Here is a 24,424-nt window from a genome sequence, read left to right on the forward strand (position 1 = left end):
AGGGAGGCCACCATGAGGAAAGTGACCCGTGGCGCGGCGCGCCCCGCCGTCACTGCCGTACTGCTGGGTGGACTGGTGACCGCGCTGCTGGCGACGCCGGTGCCCGCTGGCGCCGTCCGCGCCGCCGGCGCCGCCCACTGGCAGGCCCGTGCCGAGGCCGCGTTCCAGAAGCTCCCGCTGCTCCCGACCCCGCCCATGGGGTGGAACAGCTGGAACAAGTTCCATTGCAACATCACCGAGGGCCTGATCCGGCAGACCGCGGACGCCATGGTCGGCTCCGGCATGAGGGCGGCGGGGTACGAGTACGTCAACATCGACGACTGTTGGATGGCGCCGGAGCGTGACGAGAACGGCTACCTGCAGTCGGACCCACAGCGGTTCCCCGGCGGCATCAAGGCGCTGGCCGACTACGTGCACGAGCGCGGGCTGAAGCTGGGTATCTACTCGTCGGCGGGGACGAAGACCTGCCAGGGTCGGCCGGCGAGCCTCGGTTACGAGGACAAGGACGCGCAGCGGCTCGCGGAGTGGGGCGTGGACCTGCTCAAGTACGACAACTGCAACAACCAGGGCGTGCCGGCCATCGAGCGCTACACCGTAATGGCCGAGGCGCTCGCCGCGACCGGCCGCCCGATCGTGTACTCGATCTGCGAGTGGGGCGCCAACCGGCCGGGGGAGTGGGCCGCCGAGCTGGGCCACTACTGGCGGACGACGGGCGACATCAGCGACAACTGGGGCAGTGTCGTGTCCATCCTCGACCAGCAGGTGGGGTTGGAGAAGTACTCCGGCCCGAGCGCCTGGAACGACCCCGACATGCTCGAGGTCGGCAATGGCGGCATGTCGACGACGGAGTATCGGTCACACATGAGCCTGTGGAGCCTGCTCAACGCGCCGTTGATCGCCGGCAACGATCTGCGCAACATGAACGCGACGACACTGGCGTCGCTGGCCGACCCCGACGTCATCGCGGTCAACCAGGACTGGGCGGGCGTCCAGGGGTACAAGATCGCCGACGAGGGTGACCTCGAGGTGTGGGCCAAGCCGCTCTCCGACGGCGGCGCGGCCGTCGTCCTGTTCAACCGCGGCCCTTCGGGCGGACAGGTGTCCACCACCGCCGCGGAGCTCGGGCTGCCCCCGGCACCGGCGTACGCCATGCGCGACGTCTGGTCCGATGCCACCACCGAGACCACCGGCGACGTCCGGGCCTCCATCCCCTCGCACGGCTCCCGGATGTTCGTGATCCGCCAGTCTCGGCCGGCGCAGTACGAACCAGCGACCTTCCTCGACGTCCGCACCGATACCACCGGGTACGTCGACGCAGGCGCGACGTTCACCGCCAGCGTCGACTTCACCAACGACGGCGTCACACCGGCCCAACGCGTCGAGGTCGGGCTGGACGTGCCGGACGGCTGGTCCGCGCGGGCGCAGGACCCGACCCGGTTCGACATCGTGCCGCAGGGGCGGACCGTCACCGCCAGCTTCACCGTCACCGCCCCGACCGACGCCAGCAACGGCGCCTACCCCTTCACCGCGTCCGCGAGCTACCGCACAGTCGCCGGCGAGCAGCGCCAGACGCCGGGGTACGGCGGGGTCACCCTCGCCGAGACTCCCCGCGGCGAGCGGTGGATCAGTGACCTTCACCCGCTGGCCGCCCACGTCGGCTGGGGTCGCCTCGGGATCGACAAGAGCGTCGACGGCAAACCGATCAAGATCGCCGGCGTGACCTACGCAAAGGGGATCGCCACCCACGCGCCCGCCGAGGTGACCTACTACCTGGGCGCCAACTGCAGCCGCTTCACCGCCGAGGTCGGCATCAACGACGAGACCCGCGGACGGGGATCGGTCACCTTCGGCGTCCTCGGCGACGGTCAGAAGCAACTCGCGGCCACCGAGGTGATCCTCGGCAACCAGCCGGCACAGCACCTCGACGTGGACGTTTCCGGCGTGCACGTGCTGACCCTGACCACCGGCACCGGCCCGGACAACAACAACTACGACCACGCCGACTGGGGTGGCGCCAAGGTCTACTGCGCCGACTGATGGCGGCGTCCCGCCGAACCGAATGGAGGGCACCATGAGCCACGCACCACCCTTGGCCACGTCGCAGCCCGCGCGCCGTCCCGCATCCCGGGTGGCGGCCCTCGCGGCCACGCTGGCGGCCGCGCTGCTCGCTTGTACAGGGCTAGCCCATGCCTCGACCGCTTCAGCCGAAGAGAGCACGAGCTTCCTCACGGGAACCGAATCTAAAGCTCTGAAGCTGTGGTATGACGAACCAGCGGCCGACAGTAACGACGGCTGGGTGGACAGTTCCATCCCCATGGGAAACGGTTACATGGGGGCCAATCTCTTCGGCGGCACCAAAACGGACCGGATCCAGATCACCGAGAACAGCACACAGGACTCGAACAATACCATCGGAGGCCTCAACAGCTTTGCCGAAGTCTATATCAACTTTGATCATAACGAGGCGAACAAGTACCGGCGGGAGTTGGCACTAAACGAGGGTGTGTCTCGTGTTCAGTACGAACATGATGGAGTCGAGTACAGCAGGGAGTACTTCACCAGCTATCCCGACAAGGTCATGGTGGTCCGCCTCAGGGCATCCGACGCGGAAAAGCTGTCGTTCACCCTTCGCCCCACCATCCCGTACTTGACTGAATATCGTCAGCAGCCCGGCGACAACCGTGGCAAGAGTGGCACGGTTGTGGCGAAGGATGACACCATTACGCTCTCCGGCGTCATGCAGTACTACAACCTTCAATTTGAAGGGCAGTTCAAAGTCGTTCCTGACGGCGGAACTATGCAGGCGCACAACGATGGAGCCAATGACAACGGCACAATCTCCGTGTCCGGTGCCAATAGCGCCGTCATCCTAATCGCCGTAGGCACAAACTATAGGCTCGACAGCCAGGTAATATCCGCCGAGAACAGGCTGGACAAACTCAAGGGATTTCCGCATCCCCACGCCAAGGTAACCAAGTACCTGGCCGACGCCTCAGCGAAGTCCTATGACGAGCTGCTAGCCGCACACCAGGCGGACTACACCGAACTTTACGACAGGGTCAACTTCGATCTCGGTTCGCAGGTGCCGGCCGCCCCCACTGATGAGCTTGTCGATGCCTATCGCAATGGTGACTCGAACCCATACCTTGAAGAACTCGCATTCCAGTTCGGGCGCTACCTGTTGATCTGTTCCTCGAGGGCAGGCACGCTGCCGCCCAATCTCCAAGGAATTTGGAACGCATATCAGGATCCGCCGTGGAGGTCAGGCTACTGGCACAACGTCAACCTCCAGATGAACTACTGGCCGGCCTTCTCCACCAACATGCCCGAGCTGTTTGAATCCTACATCGGCTACTACAACACGTACCTGCCGCGGCAGAAGAAGTACGCCACCCAATATATCGAGCGGTACAACCCTTCTCAGCTCGACCCCGGCGGAGACAACGGATGGTCCATGGGTAACTCGACGTGGCCATACAACGGCTCCGGAAAGTCGTCTCATTCTGGCTTTGGCACTGGGGCATGGACCGCGATGCTGTTCTGGGACTACTACGACTACACTCGCGATAAGAAACTTCTCGAGGACGTCGTTTACCCTGCCATGTACGGCCAGGCGAACTTCCTGTCCCGATTCGTGCGAGCCCACGATGGCTATCTACTGGCAGATCCATCGGCCTCTCCCGAGAACGCGGACAGCCTGCAGTCGATTGGCACCACCTTCGATCAGCAGATGATTTACGAGAACCATCGCAATACTCTGATGGCTGCAGAGGTACTCGGTCGTTCTGATAATGTCCTTGACAAGTTGAGGGGCCAGCTACCTCTCCTCGACCCCATAAAGATTGGTAAGTCCGGACAGATCAAGGAGTACCGCGAGGAGGAATACTACGGTGACATCGGTGATCCCGCTCACCGCCACATCTCCCATCTTCTTGGTCTCTATCCTGGGCAGTTGATCAATGCCTCGACTCCTGCATGGCGAGACGCCGCCAAGGTATCACTGACCAAGCGCGGCAGGGTCGGCGGCACAGGCTGGGCCCAAGCGGAAAGAATTGGCACGTGGGCACGAGCTGGAAACGGAGATGAGGCGTACTACTTCTACAACTATCTCATCAAGAAACACCTGATGCACAACTTGTTCAACAACCATCGAGACTCCTACACAAACAAGCTGTTTCAGGTTGATGGAAACTTCGGTGCCACCGCAGGTGTAAGCGAAATGCTCCTGCAGAGCAACGACTATGTCGTGGCACCGTTGCCCGCTTTGCCGAAAGCGTGGGCAGACGGCAGTTACCGCGGAATGCTCGCACGTGGCAACTTTGAGGTCTCAGCACGCTGGTCCGGCGGCCAGGCCGATCAGTTCGACATCCTCTCCAAGGCGGGCGGCCCCTTGACTTTGCGGTACGCCAACATCAAGGACGCGGTTGTCAAGACGTCCGACGGCCAGGACGTGAGTTTCGTCGCGAAAGGTCGAGATCAAATCAGGCTTGAGACCGCCAAGGGGCAAACTTACGTCATCACCTCCATTCCGGCCGAGAAGCCTGTTTCGGCACCTTCTGGTCTGAAGATAGACTTCGATCTGAAGGACATGGTCAAGCTTTCGTGGACGGGCAGCGACGATGCCGCTACGTACAGCATCTTTCGCGCGGTCGGAAGCGTGCCGGAGTATGAGCTGGTCGCGTCGAATATTACGAAGACCAGTTTCATCTACCAATCAGCCGATCTTGAGAAGATTGACCAAGCTACGTTTCGGGTCACCGCAGTGGCATCAGACGGGCGCGAAAGCGACGGAGCGACCACGGTAAGGCTGCTGCCGGACGAAGCCAACATGCGTGCGCTGCGCATCGATGGCGACGTGATTCCGGTGGATTCCGGAGATGGCGAGAAAGACGGTCTTTCTGCCGCCGAGGGTTCGTACACCGTGGGGATCACCTGGCGATCGGGCTTGCTCACAGAGATTCGTCTTGCCCCGAGCACGGACGGGGTGGCCACGCTGCGGAACGAGATGTTCAGCGCGCCCGTGAGGGTCTACCGCGCAGACGGGCGGCCGGCGGATCACCGTATCGACGGGGACACGCTGACGCTGCCCACCCGGACCGGCCAGGAGTATCGGATCGTGGCCCAGGCGGTGGTGACGGTCGATGAGCCCGCGGCAACGCAACTCCCGAACTCATCCGTTCCGATGTCGGTCACACTTCGCGCCGAGGACCAGCTGACCATGCCAGCGACGCGGGTGCGACTGGAGGTCCCGGCCGACTGGAGGACTGACCCGGAGTCGGTCAGCCTCAAGCCGATCCGCCCCGGTGGTTCGGCGGCTGCCAAATTCACCGTCAATATCCCGGCGGGGACCCCCGACGGCCGGTACGAGTTGACCGCTGTGGTCGCTTCAGACGAGTGGTCGATTCAGGTGCCGGTCCAGGTCGAGGTGTTCTGGCCCAACCTCGCGCGGGGCAAGCCCGCCACGCAGTCAAGTCTGCGTTCCGGAGGAGTGCCAGTACGTGCCGTGGACGGAAACACCAACGGTGTGTGGAGTGGCGGTTCGGTGACGCACACCGAGTTCACGGACCAGCCATGGTGGCAGGTCGATCTTGGTCGGAGCCAACAGATCGCGCAGATACGGATCTGGGGCCGTACCGACTGTTGTGTCGATCGACTGAGTGACTACTACGTGCTGGTGTCGGATGAGCCATTCGTGTCCGGTTCGCTCGACGAGGTCCTGGCTCAGCCGGGCGTTCGGGCCTACCACGAGGCCGATCCGCCAAGGCCGGTCGCTCACATCGATGTCGGCCGCACCGGCCGCTACGTCCGCGTCCAACTCGCTGGCAACAACGCCCTCTCGCTGGCCGAGGTCCAGGTCTTCCCCGGCCGGCCCCAGTAAGTCCGCCGCTGCCGACCGTAGTTCGGTCTGTCGTTGCTGCAGACAGGCCGCCGTAGGGTGATCTTGAAGTTAGGCAAACAAGATCATCCTACGGCGGTCGCGAGGACCGGCGCAGGCGTTTTAGCACCGTGGTCCGGTGGTTACCTGGAGCACGGTCACGAAGACCGGTCACGGTCGAAGAGCCGGTACCGGCGCGGTGGCAGAGATTGGATGACTAGTGGCCATCGAACCGCTCCTTTAGTGCGGGGCCGGGGGTGCCGACGCCATGTACTTCAATGACGGAGAGCAAGAGAAGGCAGCGCCGACAGGCTGAAGTGTCGGCTGGCCCAACGGCGAGGGGGAGTCGGCCAGCCTCTTGGGATGATCGGCCGGGCCCCTTGACATCAGATGTATCCAGGGAGACAGTGACCCGCATCAACGCGTTCAGACCTGTTGACTCGCCATGCTCACAAAGGAGGGGACGTGTCCCACCGTCGTATCGGCAAACCCGACCTTGCGGCCGTTGCCCCGGCCCGCCGTACTCTGCTCCGGCGGGTGCTCGCCGAATGGTCCACGCTGTCGGTGGCCGCGCTGCTGATTGCGACCGTGGCGACAGTCCCCGGTCAGGCGCTCGCCGGTGCGGCGCAGGCGGAGCCGCCGGCGGCAACGCCGGTGCCGCCAGAGCGGCTTACCGTGATGACTCCGGCCACCGCAGTGGCCGCGCGCTCCGACCGCCGGCCGGTCGCCGGCGGCCTTTACGACGCGCGTGCCAACACCACGTTCATCTCCTGGTCCGGTCAGTACGAGGACAACTTCGTCCAGGCGTACAACCACGTCACGGGAGCCTGGTCGGCACCGGTGCGGGTCGGCGAGGGCGGCAACGATTCCCATAACTACCCGACCATGGTGCAGGCCGATGATGGGCATCTGCTGGTTTTCCGGGGCCTGCACAACAAGGAGCTTTGGGTGGCCCGCTCGGCCCGCCCGCACTCGATCGACGGCCCGTGGACGGACACGATCATCCCGGAAGGCTTCGGTGCCACGTACCCGATGCCCTTCAAGACGGCCAGCGGCGAGATCTTCGTCTTCATCCGTGAGACGGCGCGCGACTTCGATCGGTCATACCCGACCGATACGCGGCCGATCAAGTATGTGCGGTCCACCGACAACGGGCTCACCTGGCAGACCTCGGCGGAACTGACCGGTGACCGGTGGGCGATCGCGCCGACGACGCGCGCCGACAACATGAACGAGGTCTACATCGGCCAGCTACGGTACGAGCCGCCCCGCAACGGCCGCCCGGAGCAGGTGCAGATCGTCTACACCCTCGCGGGCGGCGGGCCCGAGGGCCATCTCCACGACCGGTACCACAAGAACATCTACCATCTCTCGTTCAGCCCGAATGATCTGCGCTTCCGCGCTGCCGACGGGCACGACCTCGGCACCAGCGTGGACGACGCCGAGCAGGAGCAGCACCTGAAGGTGGCGGAGACCCCACTGCAGACCACTAATCCCCGATCGCCCGACTACATATCGTTGGTCGGCAGCAGCTTCGACGGCACCCCCTTCGTCCTGTGGATGCAGATTGACACCGAAGGCGTGCTTCGGGATTACACGGGCGTGTGGACGGCGGGCGGCTGGGACACCAGGGAGATCGCCACCGGGGTACGTGTCCGCGACATGTACCAGGCCGGACCGCTGAGCTGGCGCGTGTACGCCACGATCGAGGGTTCCAAGAACGGGATATCAACATTCCTGCTCTACGGCGGCACACAGTGGAAGCCGGAGTCGGTGATCCCGACCGCGAAGGCGGTGCAGCGCATTGAGGTCCTCAACGGTTTTCGTGACCCGGCGCGCATTCTCGCCACGGGTGCGAGCAGCGACCGAGACGTCTCGGTAGCCGACGGAGACATCTATGTCATCGGACGAGCAGTCGGGCCAAAACCGTGCGAAGACTCGACCGATGGCTGTTGACCACCCGCTTCGTTGATTCAGGCACCGGCGCCGGCCGGCTGCCGGCCGCCGCACGCGGTCCGGGCAGACGTCGGATCTTAGGAAGATGAATGCTCGATCCTGTCTGGATTGAGGTGCCACGCTCCCCGGAATCCATCCGATGCGTCTGGTTTGATGCGAACCCTTCCGACGAGTCGATCTTCAACGACGATCGAGCACAGCGCCATGAGCGAGGAGGAACCCGATGGCGGAGATATCCCGACGAGCGCTTCTGCGTGGCACATCAGCCGCGCTCGGTGCGGCGACACTGGGCACGGCGTGGTCGGCGGCATCGCCGGTGGCATGGGCCAGTGACAACTCGGCGGATGGCACCGTCTACGAACACATCGCGCGCGATGCGGACATGCGGTGGCGGCGGATGCCCGACAGTTGGCAGAACGGCCCGTTTCTCGGTAATGGATTCCTCGGGGTGCAGCTCTACCGGGGCGCGCAGGGCAACGTACTGAAGTTCATGCTCAGCCACTCCTACGTGCAGGACCAGCGGAACCAGTGGGAGGCGGCCGTCGGACTGTCCCGGCTACCGATCGGCTACCTCACCTTGACACTCGCCGGGCCGGTAACCGATGTGGACTGGCGGCTGGACCTGTGGAACGCGGAACTGACCGGCACCGTGACCACCACTCAAGGCAGCGTCACCTTCTCCGCGCTGGTGCACAACAGCCGCAGCCTGCTCCTGGTGTCGTTGACGCCCAGCATCGGCGAGGAAACGGCCGAGTGGGCCTTCCATCCGCTGCCGTCGTACACGACGCGGACGATCCGGCGCCCACCCGAGTACGTCGGCAACCCCGACCCGACGATCGGCATAGCCGATTCGGTGCACTACGCGCAGCAGCCGCTGCTCGCCGGTGGCGGATACACCACCGCCTGGGCGGAGAAGCGCAGCGGCACGCAGCGGATGCTCGTCGCCACCGTGGCCTACAGCTTCCCGCACGCTACCTCTACCGACGAAGCCGTCCGCAACGTGCGGCAGGCGATGACCGCCAACCCCGACGCCCTGGTCCGCACCCACCGCAACTGGTGGAACCGGTACTACACCCGCAGCCTGGTATCAGTGCCCGACAAGCATGTGCAGCGCTTCTACTGGAGCCAGCTCTACAAGATGGCCTCGGCCACCCGCGCCGACGCGCCCGTGCTGGCCATCTGGGGGCCGTGGTTCCCGGAGAAGGGAAACAGCTGGACCGCGGTGTGGTGGAACACGAACGTCCAGGCCGCCTATCAGCTGATCAACGGCTCGAATCACCTTGAGCTCGATTCTGTGACCACAACCTTCCGCCGTTTCGAGCACAACCTGGAACTGTCGGTCGAGCCGGAATACCGCGACGGGGAGACCTACGCGCTGTCCCACCCCGGCGATCGGATGCTGCGACCGGGCGGCACGAGGACCGTCGGCATCCCCGGGCAGCAGGTCACCGACCAGACTGGCAACCTGATCTGGGCATTGCACAACGTCTGGCTCAGCTATCAGCACCACCTGGACCAGCAGGTGTTGCGAGACGTGCTCTTCCCGATCCTGCGCAAGGCGGTGAACTTCTACGCCCACTTCCTCGCGGACGGATCCGACGGCCGCCTGCATCTGCCGACGACCCGCTCTCCGGAGTACGCCGACGCGGCCGACTGCACATACGACCTTTCCCTGATCCGGTGGGGCTGCACCACCCTGATCGACTCCGCGCAGCAGCTACGGATCGCCGATCCGAAACTCGGCCAGTGGCGCGACATTCTCGACAGGCTGGTGCCGTATCACCAAAATGCCGACGGCGTCATGATCGGCGACGGGGTCCCGCTGGCCGAGTCGCACCGGCACTACTCCCACCTACTCTGGCTCTACCCACTGCAGGAGAAGCGGTGGGACCGCCCCGATGACCGGGAGATCATGTGGCGTACGTTCGGCCACTGGCGGAGCATGCAGCACCGCTGGCACGGCTACAGCTATGCGGCGGCCTCATCGATGGCCTCGGTGATGGATTCACCGGAGGAGGCCCTTGACTTCCTGACCTTCTTCCTCGATGGCAACATCGTCGACAGCACCCAGCTCACCCCGAACACCATGTACCGCGAAGGCAGCAACTTCGCCATCGAGAGCCCTCTGGCCGCCGCCCAGTCGGTGCTTGACATGCTCGTGCAGAGCTCCGGCGGCGTGGTCAAGGTCTTCCCGGCCGTATCCGGCAGATGGCCGGACGCGTCGATCGCCGGACTCCGCACCCAGGGGGCGTTCCTCGTCGACGCCTCGCGCAGCGACGGCCGTACCGACTGGGTCCGCATCCACAGCGAAGCGGGCCAGCCGCTGCTGCTGCAGCACGGCATCGACGGTGACATCGACGTACGGGACGAACGTGATCGGCCGGTGCCGTGGCGGGCGCAGGGCCGCGCCACGATCTCGCTGCAGCTGCCGGTAGGGGCGAGCGCGGTTATCACTCGACGCGGCAGCAGCCCGGATCTGGCGCCGCGCGACGTCGCCCCGCTCGGCGACGCCCCGGTCTTTGGCCTGCCACAGCCACCAGTGAGTCGCTGACCAAAAGGAGGTGCCTTCCCGTGCGTAAGACCCCCATCTCGATCGCCTTCACTACGCTGGTCACGTTGTCGCTGGCCACGCCGGTGGCGGCGGCGAATCCGTCCGCACCGATCCTGACCACGTCGCAGACCCAGGCCAGCGCCGAGCCGGACTACGAGCCGACGCCGGAATCACTCAACCGGCATCAGGCGCCCCGCTGGTTCGATGACGCGAAGCTCGGCTTCTTCATCCACTGGGGCCCGTACTCGGTGCCGGCCTTCGCGCCGAAGAGCGGTGGTCGGGCGTACGCGGAGTGGTACTGGAGCGAGATGAACAAACAGACCGCCCCGACGCACCGCCACCACGCCGACACGTACGGCGAGGATTTCCCGTACGACCGATTCATCGAGCAGTGGAAGCCGGACAAGTTCAAACCGCAGGACTGGTTGGACCTGTTCGTCGAAGGTGGAGCGAAGTACTTCGTACTCGTCTCGAAACACCACGACGGCGTCGCATTGTGGGACACCGCCACCACCGACAGATCCACCGTCGCGCTCGGACCGCACCGTGACCTGGTCCGGGAGTTGTTCGATGCCGCCGAGGACTATCCGCTGAAGAAGGGGCTCTACTACTCGCTGCCCGAGTGGTACCACCCTGCCGGGGGCCGCGAACGGAACGGCCCGATCAACCCGTACACCCGCGAGCCGATCCCGTACACCGGGTACAAGCCGGTCCACAGCTACGTGATGGACCACCAGTATCCGCAGATGCGCGAACTGGTGGACCGCTTCGACCCAGACATCTTCTGGTGCGACCTCAACGGGCCGAACAACAGCAACGAACTGATGGCCTACTACTTCAACCAGGCCAAGAACCGACCGAGTCCGAAGGACGTGACCGTCAACAACCGGTGCGGCAACGGGATCTCCGACTTCACCACGCCGGAGTACCGGGTGGAAGCCGACATCAACCCACAGAAGTGGGAGGCGACCCGCGGCCTCGGCAAGTCCTTCGGCTACAACGCCGAGGAAGGCCCGGACGACTACCTCAGCGCCGATGAACTCATCGACAGCTTCGTCGACATCGTCAGCAAGAACGGAAACCTGCTGCTGAACCTCGGACCGAAGGCCGACGGCACGATCCCCGAGGTGCAGGCCGAGCGCGTACGGGCACTCGGTTCCTGGCTGAAGACCAACGGCGAGGCGATCCACGGCAGCACCTACTGGAACCACGCCGAGGATGCCCGCAGCAACGTCCCGGTGCGCTACACCGTCAAGGACGAAGCCCTCTACGTGACCGCACTGCAGTGGCCGGGCACCGAGTTGACTCTCTCTGACGACCTGCCACTGGCAAACAACAGCACGATCACTCTACTGGGCTCGAACGGGCGGGCCCTGCCCTGGCGAAAGAGCGACGACGCGGTAACGATCTCCATGCCCGGTGACGGCGCGTCCGCCACGACCAGCACCCACGCGTACACCTTTAAGATCACCACCCCCGAGGTGCGGCAGGTGCTGCGTACGAAGCTGGACGCGCCGAAGAACACCGAACCGGGGCTGCCGTTCACGACGAAGCTGACGGTAACCAACCCGTCGAAGGTGACGGCCCCCGACGGCCGCCTGGCCCTGCAGGTACCGCCGGGCTGGTCGGTGACTCCCGAGCGGACAGTAGTGAAGGAGCTTCCCGCCGGCGCGTCACGCACCGTCGAGTTCCAGGTGCGACCAACGGCGAACACCGAGCCGGACCGCTATACGCTCACCGCAAGCGCCTCCTTCGGCCGGACCACGTACCAGGTCCACAGGTCGCTCCTGGTGGGCTTCGACTACAACCTCGCGCTCGGCAAACCCACCAGCCAGAAGAGCCTCTACCAGGGCAGCAACGGGAACCCCGAACGCGCAGTGGACGGCAACACCAACGGCGTGTGGAGCGGGGGGTCGGTCACCCACACCGCTCAACCCGAGTCCGAGGCATGGTGGCAGGTCGATCTCCAGCAGAGCTACCAGATCGGCGAGATCGCGTTGTGGAACCGCACCGACTGCTGCTCCACACGGCTGAGCAACTACTACGTCTTCGTCTCCGATACGCCGTTCACCAGCGACTCGGTGGCCGGGACGCTGGCCCAGCCGGGCGTGCGGGCCTTCCATCACCCCGAGACCGCCGCGAGCCCCACTCGCATCCCCGTCGGCATGACCGGCCGCTACGTACGGGTGCAGTTGACCTCGGCCAGCGATCCGTTGTCGCTCGCCGAAGTGGAGGTGTTCGGTCGGCGCCCGAGCTGAGCTGCCGGCCTGGATCGCCCGCGCCGTTCGACCGAACTCGGCCGAACGGCGCGGGCAATCTGCTCGTGGTGCTGCGACGCGCCCCCCAAAGATCAGATCATTCGTCGCTCGTTCTTGCATCCGAACCCTTGCCGATGTCCATCGATGCCGGATAGTGTCCCGAGACACATCGGATGTCTGTGGCTATGGGGGTTGCGATGCGCAAGCGAGCACTAGCCGGCCTGCTGATCACCGTGATGTGCGCGAGCCTTGGCGTCTCGTCTGCGCAAGCCAGTCCGGCGCAGGCACTGTCGCTCGGTGCCGGGGCGAGCGTCGCCGCCGAGGGCGATTCGGAGCTGCGCCTCTGGTATGACCAGCCCACCCCGGACACTGACAACGGCTGGGAGACCCGGTCCCTGCCCATCGGCAACGGCAACATGGGCGCGGCGGTGTTCGGGGGAGTGCGCTCCGAGCGGCTGCAGTTCAATGAGAAGTCGCTGTGGACCGGTGGCCCAGGGGTGAGCGACTACAACTTCGGCAACTGGGCATCGCCGCGCCCGGGGGCACTCGACGGGATCCGGCAGCGAATCTGGGACGAGGGTGCGATCTCCGAGAACGATGTGCTGAAGGCACTCGGCTTGCCGTCGGACTCACCTCGCCACCGCCGATTCGGCGCGTACCAGAGCTTCGGCGACGTGCGGCTGGACTTTCCCCGCGCGTCAACGTCGGTCACCGACTACCGCCGGGATCTCGACATCTCCCGAGCCGTCGCAGGTGTCTCCTACGTCGACAACGGCATCCGGTACACGCGTGAGTACTTCGCGACCTCCCCTGACGGGGTCATCGTGTCGCGGATCAGCGCCGACCGGCCCGGACAGATCGACCTGACCGCGCGGGTGACCGCGCCGACCAATCGCTCGCGCGCGGTGACCGCGAGTGCCGGCCGGATCACCATGACTGGTGCGTTGGACAGCAACGGGCTGCGGTACGAGTCGCAACTGCAGGTGGTCAACCAGGGCGGCAGCCGGACCGACGGATCGGACGGCACGGTGAGCGTCGCCGGCGCGGACAGCGTGCTGTTGATCCTCGCGGCCGGGACCGACTACGCCAACAACTACCCCACCTACCGCGGCACCGCTCCCCATGAGCGGCTGACCGCCGCCGTCGACAGTGCCGCCGCCAAGGGATACGCCGCACTGCTCGCCGACCACCAGGCGGACTACGCCGCGCTGTTCGACCGGGTCAGCCTTGACCTCGCCGGGAAGCTGCCGGACATCCCGACCGACCAACTGCTCGGCCAGTACGGCCGGGGATCCGCGTCAGCCGACCGGGCGTTGGAGGAGTTGTTCTTCCAGTACGGCCGCTACCTGTTGATCGCCTCGTCGCGGCCCGGGTCGCTGCCGGCAAACCTGCAAGGCGTCTGGAACAACCTCGAAGCCCCGCCGTGGCAGTCCGACTACCACCTCAACATCAACCTGCAGATGAACTACTGGCCGGCCGAGATGACCAACCTGTCGGAGACCGCCGAACCGCTCTTCGACTACATCGACAGCCTGCGGGAGCCCGGCCGCGTCACGGCTCGACAACTCTACGGAGTGGAACAGGGCTGGGTGGCACACCACGCCTCCAACATCTACGGCTGGACCGGGGCCTGGGACCACCCGGCCTACTTCTTCCCCGAGTCTGGCGCGTGGTTCTCGGATCAGCTCTACGACCACTACCGTTTCACCCTCGACGAGCGCTATCTGCGTCAGGTCGCGTACCCGGTGATGAAGGAGACCGCACAGTTCTGGCTGGAGTCGCTGCAGACCGACCCTCGAGACGGGACCCTGGTATCGACGCCGAGCCGCTCGCCCGAACTCGGTCCCGCGACCGCCGGCGCGTCGATGTCCCAGCAGATCCTCTGGCATCTGTTCACCGACCTCCACGAGGCCGCCACGATCACGGGGGACACCGCGCTCGTGGCCAAGGCGGACCAGGTGCTGAAGGACCTCGATCCGGGGCTGCGGATCGGCTCGTGGGGGCAACTGCAGGAGTGGAAGATCGATCGCGACGACCCGAAGGAGACGCATCGGCACGTCTCCCACATGTTCGCGCTGCACCCGGGCCGGCAGATCTCGCCCCGCACCACCCCGGAGCTCGCCGAGGCGGCCAAGGTGTCGCTCAATGCGCGCACCGACGTGGGTACCGGTTGGAGTAAAGCTTGGAAGATCAATTTCTGGGCCCGGCTGCTGGACGGGGATCGGGCTCACAAACTCCTCGCCGACCAGCTCAAGTCGAGCACGCTGCCCAATTTGTGGGACACCCACCCGCCGTTCCAGATCGACGGCAACTTCGGCGCGACCTCGGGGATCACCGAGATGCTGCTGCAGAGCCACCTGGGCACGATCGACGTGCTGCCCGCGCTTCCGAGCACGTGGCGCGATGGCCGGGTGGACGGGCTGCGTGCCCGCGGCGCCTTCACCCTCGGCACCACCTGGCGGTCGGGCATGCCGACCGAGATCCGGCTGACCTCGGACAAGGGCGGCCGTGCCACGCTGCGCAGCGACATGTTCCGGGGCAAGGTGTGGGTTTACAAAGCTGACGGCAAGCCCGCCGACTACCAGGTCGACGGCGACCTGCTGACGCTGCCGACCAGCGCGGGGGAGAGCTACCGCATCGCCGCGCAGGCGACGGTGGCGGTGGCGGCGTCCACGGATGCCCAGCGCCCGGGTGCCGAGTTGCCTGTCGCGGTGACGGTCGCGGCGTCCGACAGGCAGACGGTGCCCGCCACCCAGGCCCGCCTCGAACTGCCCGACGGCTGGTCGGCCACACCCGCCTCGGTGCGAAACCGGCCCATTCAGCCGGGCAACTCGGCGACTGCGGTGTTCACGGTGCGGATACCGAAGGCGGCAGCGGACGGCTCGTACCCCATCACCGCGATCGTTACCACCGACGAATGGAAGCTGACCGTGCCGGTACGGGTGACGGTGTCGCGGCCCAACCTGGCTCTGGGCAAGACCGCCACCCAGTCGAGCGTCAGCTCGGGCGGGATCCCGAGCCGGGCGGTGGACGGCAACACCAACGGGGTGTGGAGTGCCGGATCGGTCACCCACACCGCTGCCCAGCGCCAACCGTGGTGGCAGGTCGACCTCGGAGCGGTGCAGCAGATCGACGAGGTGGCGATCTGGAACCGGACGGACTGCTGCGCTGCCCGGCTGACCGACTACTACCTGCTGATCTCCGAGGAGCCGTTCCAGGCGGGATCGCTCGACGAGGCGCTCGCGCAACCCGGGGTGTGGGCCAACCACCATTCCGCGCAGGCAGGCTCACCCACAGTGACCGACGTTGGCCAAAAGGGGCGCTACGTGCGCATCCAACTCGCCGGCGAGAATCCCCTCTCCCTGGCCGAGGTCCAGGTCTTCTAGCCACCGCGCTGAGCTCGGCGCCGCCCCTGCCGAGCTCAGCGCGGACCACAAGTCGCGCACGTCACGCCTGACCAGCAAGGAGGACCGTGTGATTCACCGTGCTGACAACCGGCGGGCTGGCCTGGCCGGCCTGCTCGGCGCCGTCCTCTGCGCCGCGATCGGCCTAGCGGCCGTCCCGGCCAAGGCCGGCACCGCCGCGCTCGCCCCGGCAGCGCCCCAAGCGGCGCCGTCCCACTCCAACGGCATGACCCTCTGGTACGACAAGCCCGCGACCAACTGGGAGTCGCAGTCGCTGCCGATCGGCAACGGCGCCCTCGGCGCGGCCGTCTTCGGTGGTGTAGCCACCGAACAGCTGCAGTTCAACGAAAAGACACTGTGGACCGGAGGACCCGGATCCCAACAGGGCTACAACTACGGCAACTGGACCAGCCCCCGACCCGACGCCCTCGAGGAGGTGCAGCGGCGCATCGAGGCGGAGCAGCGGGTCAGCCCGTCGTGGGTGGCGAGCAAGCTCGGGCAGCCGAAGAGCGGCTTCGGCGCGTACCAGAGCTTCGGTGACGTACGCCTGTCGATGATCGACGCACCAACCAGCATCACCGGTTACCGCCGCTACCTCGACATCTCCGACGCCACCGCCGGGGTTACCTACACCGCCGGCGGCGTGCGCTACTCCCGGGAGTACTTCGCGTCCGCGGCGGACAGCGTGCTCGTCGCCCGGATCAGCGCCGACCAGCCCGGCGCGGTTGCCTTCACGACATCCGTGACTGCGCCAACCAACCGCTCGAAGAGCCTGTCCGCCAAGGACGGCCGGATCACCCTCTCGGGCCGGCTCAACGACAACGCGATGCGCTTCGAGTCGCAGCTCCAGGTCGTCAACATCGGCGGCCAGCGGGTGGACAACCCCGACGGCAGCATCACGGTGACCGGTGCCGACTCGGTGACCCTGATGCTGGCGGCGGGCACCGACTATGCCAACGCGTATCCGACATACCGTGGCCCGGATCCGCATGACGCCGTGACCGCGCGGGTGGACACCGCCGCGGCCAAGTCCTTCAGCGCCCTGCGCACGGCCCACGTGACCGACTACCGGGCGTTGTTCGACCGGGTCACGCTCGACGTCGGCCAGCAGATGCCGGCGATCCCGACCGACCAGCTGCTCAACAGCTACCGCGACGGCTCGGCAACCCCGGCCGCCCGCAAGGCCCTGGAGGTGTTGTTCTTCCAGTACGGCCGCTACCTGCTGGTCGCCTCGTCGCGCGGTGGCTCGCTGCCGGCAAACCTGCAGGGCGTCTGGAACAACTCCACCAGCCCACCCTGGTCGGCCGACTACCACGTCAACATCAACCTGCAGATGAACTACTGGCCGGCGGAGACGACGAACCTGGCGGAGACCACCGACCCGCTGTTCGACTACGTCGACGGCATGGTCGCACCGGGCCAGGTCACCGCCCGGGAGATGTTCGGCAACCGCGGCTGGGTGGTGCACAACGAGACCAACCCGTTCGGCTTCACCGGCGTACACGACTGGGCGACCGCGTTCTGGTTCCCGGAGGCAGCGGCCTGGCTGGCCCAGCACTACTACGAGCACTACCTGTTCACTCGGGACGAGGCATTCCTGCGTGACCGCGCGTACCCGGTCATGAAGCAGCTCGCGCAGTTCTGGATGGACGAGCTGGTCGTCGACCCACGCGACGGTAGGCTGGTGGTCAGCCCGAGCTATTCGCCGGAGCAGGGCGACTTCTCCGCCGGCGCCTCGATGTCCCAGCAGATCATCTGGGACCTGCTGACCAACGTATCCGAGGCCGCCGCTGCGCTCGGTGACGAGACGGACTTCCGCGCCGAGGTCGCGCAGACGCTTGATCGGCTCGACCCGGGCACCCGGATCGGCTCGTGGGGGCAGCTCCAGGAGTGGAAGGCGGACTGGGACGACCCGAAGAATGACCACCGACACGTGTCGCACCTGTTCGGGCTGCACCCGGGCCGGCAGATCTCGCCGCTGTCGACTCCGGAATACGCCAAGGCGGCGGCAGTCTCGCTGACCGCGCGTGGTGACGGCGGGACGGGCTGGAGCAAAGCGTGGAAGATCAACTTCTGGGCCCGGCTGCTCGACGGCAACCACTCGCACAAGATGCTCTCCGAGTTGCTGAAGAACAGCGTGCTGACGAACCTGTGGGATACCCACCCGCCGTTCCAGATCGACGGCAACTTCGGTGCCACCGCCGGTGTGGCGGAGATGCTGCTGCAGAGCCAGCACGGCGTGGTCGACGTGCTGCCGGCCGTACCCGACTTCTGGCCGGACGGCTCGGTCACCGGCCTGCGGGCCCGCGGTGACGTGACCGTCGACGCCGACTGGACCGGGGGAGCCGCGACCCGGATCGCGGTCCACGCGGGACAGGCCGGGCCGCTGCGGGTACGCAGCAGCCTCTTCAGCGGGCGCTTCCAGGTCGTTGACGCCACCACGGGAAAAAAGATCGACATCAACCGCGACGGCCAGGAAATCAGCTTCGACGCCGTAGCGGGCCACCGCTATGTCGCCGTATCCCTGGCCATCATGGATGTGCGGGCGCCGGCGAAGGTCGAGGACGGTCAGGAGTTCCCGGCCGACGTGACCGTGTCCGCGCCGGACAAGACCGTACCCGCCGGCGAACTGACGCTGCGGCTACCCGAGGGTTGGACCTACCAGCCGGCCCGGGTAAAGGTCCTGCCGATCCAGGCGGGCGAGTCGCGGACCTACACCTTCCAGGTCACCCCGATCGCTGGCAGCAGGACGAACGAGCCGGTGCGGGCCGTGCTGACCGGCGACGGATGGCAGGCGGCTGCCGTCACCCAGGTCGAGATCGACCTGCCGCCGCCCTGTGCGGTGCCCCCGGCGAACCAGCCGCTCGTCGCCTGGAACCCGACGTCCGGCTCTACCGTCGGCGACACGTCGACCTACCACCGCGACGCGACGGTCCAGGGCACGGCGACCTACGACAGCGCCGGCCCGACCGGCAGCGCGATGGTGTTCGACGGCAACACCTACTGGCGTACGTCGCCCACCTCGCTCGGATTCCTCAAGGAGGCGACGTTCGCCGCCGAGGTGAAGGTGACCACCTCCGGCTCCTACCGGCGGTTGTTCGACTTCCAGCCGTCCGGCAACCCGGGCACGGACGGGGTGCTGATCGACCTGACGCCGAGCAACCAGGTGCGGTTCATCGGGTCCGGCCGCAACGTGACGACGACCGCCACCGTGCCGACCGGGCGTTACCTGAACCTGGTGATCGTGATGGCCCGTACCGGCGTGATCACCGTGTACATCGACGGCGCGGTGGCCGGGTCCGCCCAGGTTCCCCAGGACGGCATCAACGGTTGCGCCACCCGGCAACTGCGCTTCGGCGCCGACCAGAACGGTGGCCAGCGACTGACCGGCGCGGTCGACCGAGCAGCGATCTTCCCCCGAGTCCTGACGGCGGACGAGGTCACCCGCTGGCAGGCGGGGGCCTTCGACTGATGCCCCCGCGGTCAAGGGAAACGGCCCAAGATGGTGCGGTGGTTCCACCAGGTGTTCGCCGCCGATCCAGGCAGGACTTTGGTCGCGGTGACCCTGCCGGTCCACACCAAGCTGCATGTTTTCGGGCTCAGCGTGGAGGCCCCCTGACGAGACGAGGCGGGTAGGGTGCCGAGCCGACGGCACCTACCCACCTCGCCCAACCGCCCTGTCGGCGGCCTACCCGTGACGTGGGGCGCATTCGCAGGCCGTGCAGGCCATCGTCGACGGCGAGGACTGTGCCGATGGTAGCTGCGGCCAGCGGGCTGGCCAGGTAGGCGATCGCGGCGGCGACCTCCCGACCCGTTGCCGTCCTTCACCGTAGCCCCGCGAAAATACATCCGATGTCTACCGGGCGCTCGCGCGAGGCAGAAGGCGGGCCGGCCGGCCGCGGGTGAGGCGGAGCATGCCGTTGATTGCGGCCCAGCGGATCATCCGTTTCGGAGGTGGCGGGGCCGAACCGTTTACGGCCGTCTTACCCGTGTCATGGCCGCGGGTACCCTGGCCGGCCGTCCCGGAGGCTATGCCGCCTTGGGAGTCGATGATGCCCGCCGTGGGTTCTGCGGCCCGGCCCTGGGCGGCGCGGGCCTTCGGCGTAGCACGACGAGGATCCGTTCGATGACCTGGTCTTCCTCCCAGCAGGTGCAGCTGGCCACTATGGACGAGCATCCGGTCACCGGCGCGCAGCACGCCACCCATCACGAAGACTTCCAAACACCCGCTGATGCGCCCGTCCGCTCACGGGCTCGGCTGGGGTCTTGCGGAGGCATCCATCGGGCTGATAGACATCCGATGTGTTGCCGTAGTGGACTTTCGCGTCGCCGGTCGGACCCAAAAGGAGGGCCGTATGGAGCGCATCATGCTACACACCCGGCTCAAGCCACGGATCTGCCGTGGCTTGACGCAGAAGGGGGCGGTGGCCAAGACCCGCGAGCAGCATGCCGTGACTCTGATTGCCAGCACGGCGCGGCAGCCGGAGGTTGCCCGATCATGGGCGACGGTCCATATCGCCAGCGTCGACGGCTGGCTGCGGCGTGCCCTCTGACCCGATGCCCTCTTCCGGGCCGTCCACTGACCTGCCACAGCCACCTAACGTGTCCGAAATCGACTTCCGAGGAGATCTCATGGTGCTGTCGGGGACACCTCCGACTGCGTCAACGCGCGCACCAGCGTCGGACGAGCCGCTGCTGCGACTCGAGGGCGTGAGTAAGAGCTTCCCGGGCGTCAAGGCGCTTTCCGGTGTCCACCTGGACCTGCGCCACAACGAGGTGCTGGCGCTGGTTGGCGAAAATGGTGCGGGCAAGTCGACTCTGATGAAACTGCTCTCCGGCATCTATGCCGCCGATGAGGGCGAGTTCTATCTCAACGGCGAGCGGTTCGAGGTCGCCGGACCGAAACAAGCCCAGGAGCAGGGCATCAGCATCATCCACCAGGAATTCAACCTGATGCCCGACCTCACGGTGGCGCAGAACATCTTCATCGGCCGCGAACCGCGCCTGGCCAACTTCTTCCTCGACGAGCGCAAGCTGAACGCCCGGGCCGCAGAGCTGATCGACCGGCTGCAGTTGCCGCTGGACCCGAAGCGGGTCGTCGGCCGACTGACCGTGGCCAAGCAGCAGATGGTCGAGATCGCCAAGGCGCTCTCCTATGACGCCAAGGTGCTCATCATGGACGAGCCGACCGCCGCCCTCAACGAAGCCGAGGTAGCGACGCTGCACGAGCTGATCGGCCGCTTCACCCGCCCGGACACCGGCGTGATCTACATCTCCCACCGGATGGCCGAAATCAAGGCCATCTCCGACCGAATCACCGTGCTGCGAGACGGCCAGTACGTCGACACCGTGCCAACGGCGACGACCACCATGAAAGAGGTCATCGCCCTGATGGTCGGTCGCGCCATTACCGTAAGCGCCAGACCCGAAGGGGTGCGCGAGGACCGCGAGGTGCTGCTGAAAGTCGAAGGGCTGAGCACCAAAGCGCTGCTGAACAACGTCAGCTTCGAGCTGCGCAAGGGCGAAATACTAGGATTTGCCGGGCTCATGGGCGCGGGGCGCACCGAGGTAGCAAGAGCCCTCGTCGGCGCGGACAGGACCACCTCCGGCACCATCACCCTGGCCGGCAAACACGTCGCGATACAGAACCCGGCCGATGCGGCCAGGCACCGCATCGGCTACCTGTCCGAGGACCGCAAACACCTCGGCCTGCTACTTGAGCAGGACGTCACCGCCAACATCGCCCTCAGTTCGCTGCGGGAGCTGTTCACTTCGTTCGGCTTCATGCGCGACAAGGCCATGCGGGCCCGAACCGCACAATACGTCGGCGCGCTGCGCATCAAGACGCCATCGGTGCGACAGACGACCAAGAACCTCTCCGGCGGCAACCAACAGAAGGTCGTCATCGCCAAGTGGCTGCTCAAAGACTGCGACATTCTGATCTTCGACGAGCCGACCCGGGGCATCGACGTCGGCGCCAAGGAAGAGATCTACCGACTGCTCAACGAGCTGGCACAGCAAGGTAAATCGATCATTATGATCTCCTCCGAGTTGCCCGAGGTCCTGCGTATGTCACACCGCATCGTCGTGATGAGCGAGGGTCGCATCACCGGGCTGCTCAGCGCCGCCGAAGCCACCCAGGAACGCGTCATGCACTACGCCACGCTGCGCCCCGACGAAAACCCGGCCGACGCGGCCCAACTTCTGCAGGCCGAGGACGCACCCACGCAGACCGCCCAGAAAGCAGGAGACCAATGACTACGCGCCCGGTATCAGCGGCCGCAACGGCCTCGCCGCCTGCGGCGATGTCATCACCGCAGCCAGCTACCGGTGGACTGAGCGCAACACTGCGCAGCCGGCTCCAACAGTTCCTCGCGTTCGCCAGCCTCATCGTCATCTTCACGGTCTTCGCGTTCGCCAGCCCCAGCTTCTTCACCTATCCCAACGTCACGAACATCCTGTTCTCTACGGTCGTGATCGGAACGCTCGCACTGGGCACAACCTTCGTGATCATCACAGGCGGCATCGACCTGTCGCTGGGTACCGGCATGGCGCTGAGCGCGGTGATGTCCGGCGTGTTCATCGTCAACCTGCACCTGCCGCTCGCGGTGGGCGTGCTCGGTGCCGTTCTGTTCGGTGGGCTCATCGGCCTCATCAATGGATTCAACGTCGCCATCCTGAGGATCCCGCCGTTCATCGCGACATTGGCGATGATGCTGGTCGCCCAGGGGCTTGCGCTCGTGGTCTCCCACAGCGCACCGATCTACTTCAACGACACCCCCGGCTACTTCGCCATTTCCACCGGCAGTCTCATCCCCGGCGTCGACTTCCCCAACGCGGTGCTCGTGCTGGTCGCGGCGGCGATCACGGCAGGGATCCTGCTGAACAAAACCGTCCTCGGGCGTTACACGTATTCGATCGGCAGCAACGAAGAGGCAACAGCGCTGTCCGGCGTCAGCGTACGCAAGTGGAAAATCATCGTCTACACGCTCGCCGGTCTGTTCATCGGCCTTGCCGGCGTCATGATCTCCGCACGCCTCGGCTCGGCTCAACCGGCCACCGGCGCGGGCTACGAACTGCAGGCCATCGCGGCAGTGGTCATCGGCGGCACCTCGCTCGCCGGCGGCAAGGGGTCCATCGTGGGCACCGCGATCGGCGCACTCATCATCTCTGTTCTGAACAATGGCCTGCAGATCCTGTCGATCCCGCAGGAATGGCAGAACGTGATCCTGGGCTGCGTCATTCTCGTGGCGGTGTACGCCGACATGATTCGCAAACGCGCAGCCTGAGATGTGGCTCGTGGGAACCGCACCAACATTACACATAGGTAGGAGAATGTGGTCGACATGAGAAGAAGGCGCCTTCTGGCCGGAGTTGCGGCCGCAACGCTGATGGTAGCCGTGCCCGGATGCACCTCTACATCGGACGGGGCCGGTGGCGATGGTGAGCAGCCGTACATCGCCATTGTCTCCAAGGGGTTCCAGCACCAGTTCTGGCAGGCGGTGAAGCAGGGGGCCGAGCAAGAGGCTGCCAAGCAGGGAGCCAGGATCACCTTCGAGGGACCGGCGACCGAGGCCGACATCGAGGCGCAGGTCACAATGCTGACCAATGCGATCGCCAAGAAGCCGGCGGCGATCGGCTTCGCCGCCTTGGACAGCAAGGCCGCGGCGCCACTCATGCAGCAGGCGAAGGCGGCCAACATCCCGGTCATCGCGTTTGACTCCGGCGTCGACAGCGACATCCCGGTGACCACGGCCGCCACGGACAACAAGGCCGCCGCCGCCGAGGCCGCCAAGCACATGTCCGAGCTGCTCGGCGGCAAGGGCAAGGTGGCCCTCGTCGTACACGACCAGACCAGCCGCTCGGGCATCGACCGCCGAGACGGGTTTGTCGAGTGGATGAGGGCAAACGCGCCGGGCATCACCCTGCTGGAGCCGCAGTACGGCGGTGGCGACCAGGCGAAGTCCGCGGATATCACCAAGTCGATCATTGCGGCGAATCCCGATATCGCCGGGATCTACGGCTCCAACGAGGGCTCGGCCATCGGCGCCATCAAGGGCGTCGAGGAGAGCGGCAAGAAGGGCATCAAGATCGTCGGATTCGACTCCGGGAAGGCCCAGATTGATGCCATCAAGAGCGGTGTCATGGCGGGGGCCATCACCCAGAATCCGATCGGGATGGGTGAGCAGCTGGTGAGCGCGGCCATGAAGTCGATCAAGGGCGAGAGCATGCCCAAGGTGATCGACACCGGCTACTACTGGTACGACATGACGAACGTCGACAAGCCGGAGATCGCGGCCGTGCTGTATCAATAAGCCGGACCACTGATCCGAGCAGCCGTCACACGAACGCTGGGGAGCTTGGCCGGATCATCAACGTG

11 protein-coding genes are annotated in these 24,424 nt (G+C 65.9%); all 11 read left to right on the forward strand.

Annotation, left to right across the window (positions count from 1 at the left end):
- Positions 1–12: 12 nt before the first annotated feature.
- The 11 genes from ACGF4F_RS32385 (at position 13) to ACGF4F_RS32435 (ending at position 24,359) form a co-directional block, all read left to right on the forward strand.
- Positions 13–2,037 carry an NPCBM/NEW2 domain-containing protein gene (locus tag ACGF4F_RS32385; protein ID WP_393083510.1) on the forward strand — a complete coding sequence of 675 codons (2,025 nt, stop codon included), beginning with the start codon at positions 13–15 and terminating at the stop codon, positions 2,035–2,037.
- A gap of 34 nt (positions 2,038–2,071) precedes the next feature.
- Complete coding sequence (locus ACGF4F_RS32390; protein WP_393083513.1) at positions 2,072–5,878, forward strand: glycoside hydrolase N-terminal domain-containing protein; 3,807 nt, start codon at positions 2,072–2,074, stop codon at positions 5,876–5,878.
- 462 nt (positions 5,879–6,340) lie between these two features.
- Positions 6,341–7,831 carry a BNR-4 repeat-containing protein gene (locus ACGF4F_RS32395; protein ID WP_393083516.1) on the forward strand — a complete coding sequence of 497 codons (1,491 nt, stop codon included), beginning with the start codon at positions 6,341–6,343 and terminating at the stop codon, positions 7,829–7,831.
- Positions 7,832–8,228: 397 nt separating this feature from the next.
- Complete coding sequence (locus ACGF4F_RS32400; protein ID WP_393083519.1) at positions 8,229–10,382, forward strand: glycoside hydrolase family 95-like protein; 2,154 nt, start codon at positions 8,229–8,231, stop codon at positions 10,380–10,382.
- A gap of 20 nt (positions 10,383–10,402) precedes the next feature.
- Entirely contained in the window at positions 10,403–12,640 is a 2,238-nt protein-coding gene (locus ACGF4F_RS32405) for an alpha-L-fucosidase (protein ID WP_393083522.1), read from the forward strand.
- A 197-nt stretch (positions 12,641–12,837) separates the two neighbouring features.
- On the forward strand, positions 12,838–16,026 hold the full coding sequence (locus tag ACGF4F_RS32410) for a glycoside hydrolase N-terminal domain-containing protein (RefSeq protein ID WP_393083525.1): 3,189 nt from the start codon (positions 12,838–12,840) through the stop codon (positions 16,024–16,026).
- Between the two features lie 88 nt (positions 16,027–16,114).
- Positions 16,115–19,516 (forward strand): glycoside hydrolase N-terminal domain-containing protein, encoded by a 3,402-nt coding sequence (locus tag ACGF4F_RS32415; RefSeq protein WP_393083528.1) that lies wholly within the window; start codon positions 16,115–16,117, stop codon positions 19,514–19,516.
- A gap of 883 nt (positions 19,517–20,399) precedes the next feature.
- Positions 20,400–20,597 carry a hypothetical protein gene (locus tag ACGF4F_RS32420; RefSeq protein WP_393083531.1) on the forward strand — a complete coding sequence of 66 codons (198 nt, stop codon included), beginning with the start codon at positions 20,400–20,402 and terminating at the stop codon, positions 20,595–20,597.
- A gap of 49 nt (positions 20,598–20,646) precedes the next feature.
- The gene (locus tag ACGF4F_RS32425; RefSeq protein WP_393083534.1) at positions 20,647–22,302 is read left to right on the forward strand and encodes a sugar ABC transporter ATP-binding protein; all 1,656 of its coding nucleotides are present in this window, start codon (positions 20,647–20,649) and stop codon (positions 22,300–22,302) included.
- A gap of 47 nt (positions 22,303–22,349) precedes the next feature.
- Positions 22,350–23,333: an ABC transporter permease gene (locus tag ACGF4F_RS32430; protein WP_357443836.1), complete on the forward strand. Its 984-nt coding sequence runs from the start codon at positions 22,350–22,352 to the stop codon at positions 23,331–23,333.
- A gap of 57 nt (positions 23,334–23,390) precedes the next feature.
- A complete protein-coding gene (locus tag ACGF4F_RS32435) occupies positions 23,391–24,359 on the forward strand; it encodes an ABC transporter substrate-binding protein (RefSeq protein WP_357443838.1) in 969 nt (322 codons plus the stop codon).
- The last annotated feature ends 65 nt before the right edge of the window (positions 24,360–24,424 follow it).

Source organism: Micromonospora sp. NPDC047740, assembly GCF_043204735.1.
Lineage (GTDB): Bacteria > Actinomycetota > Actinomycetes > Mycobacteriales > Micromonosporaceae > Micromonospora.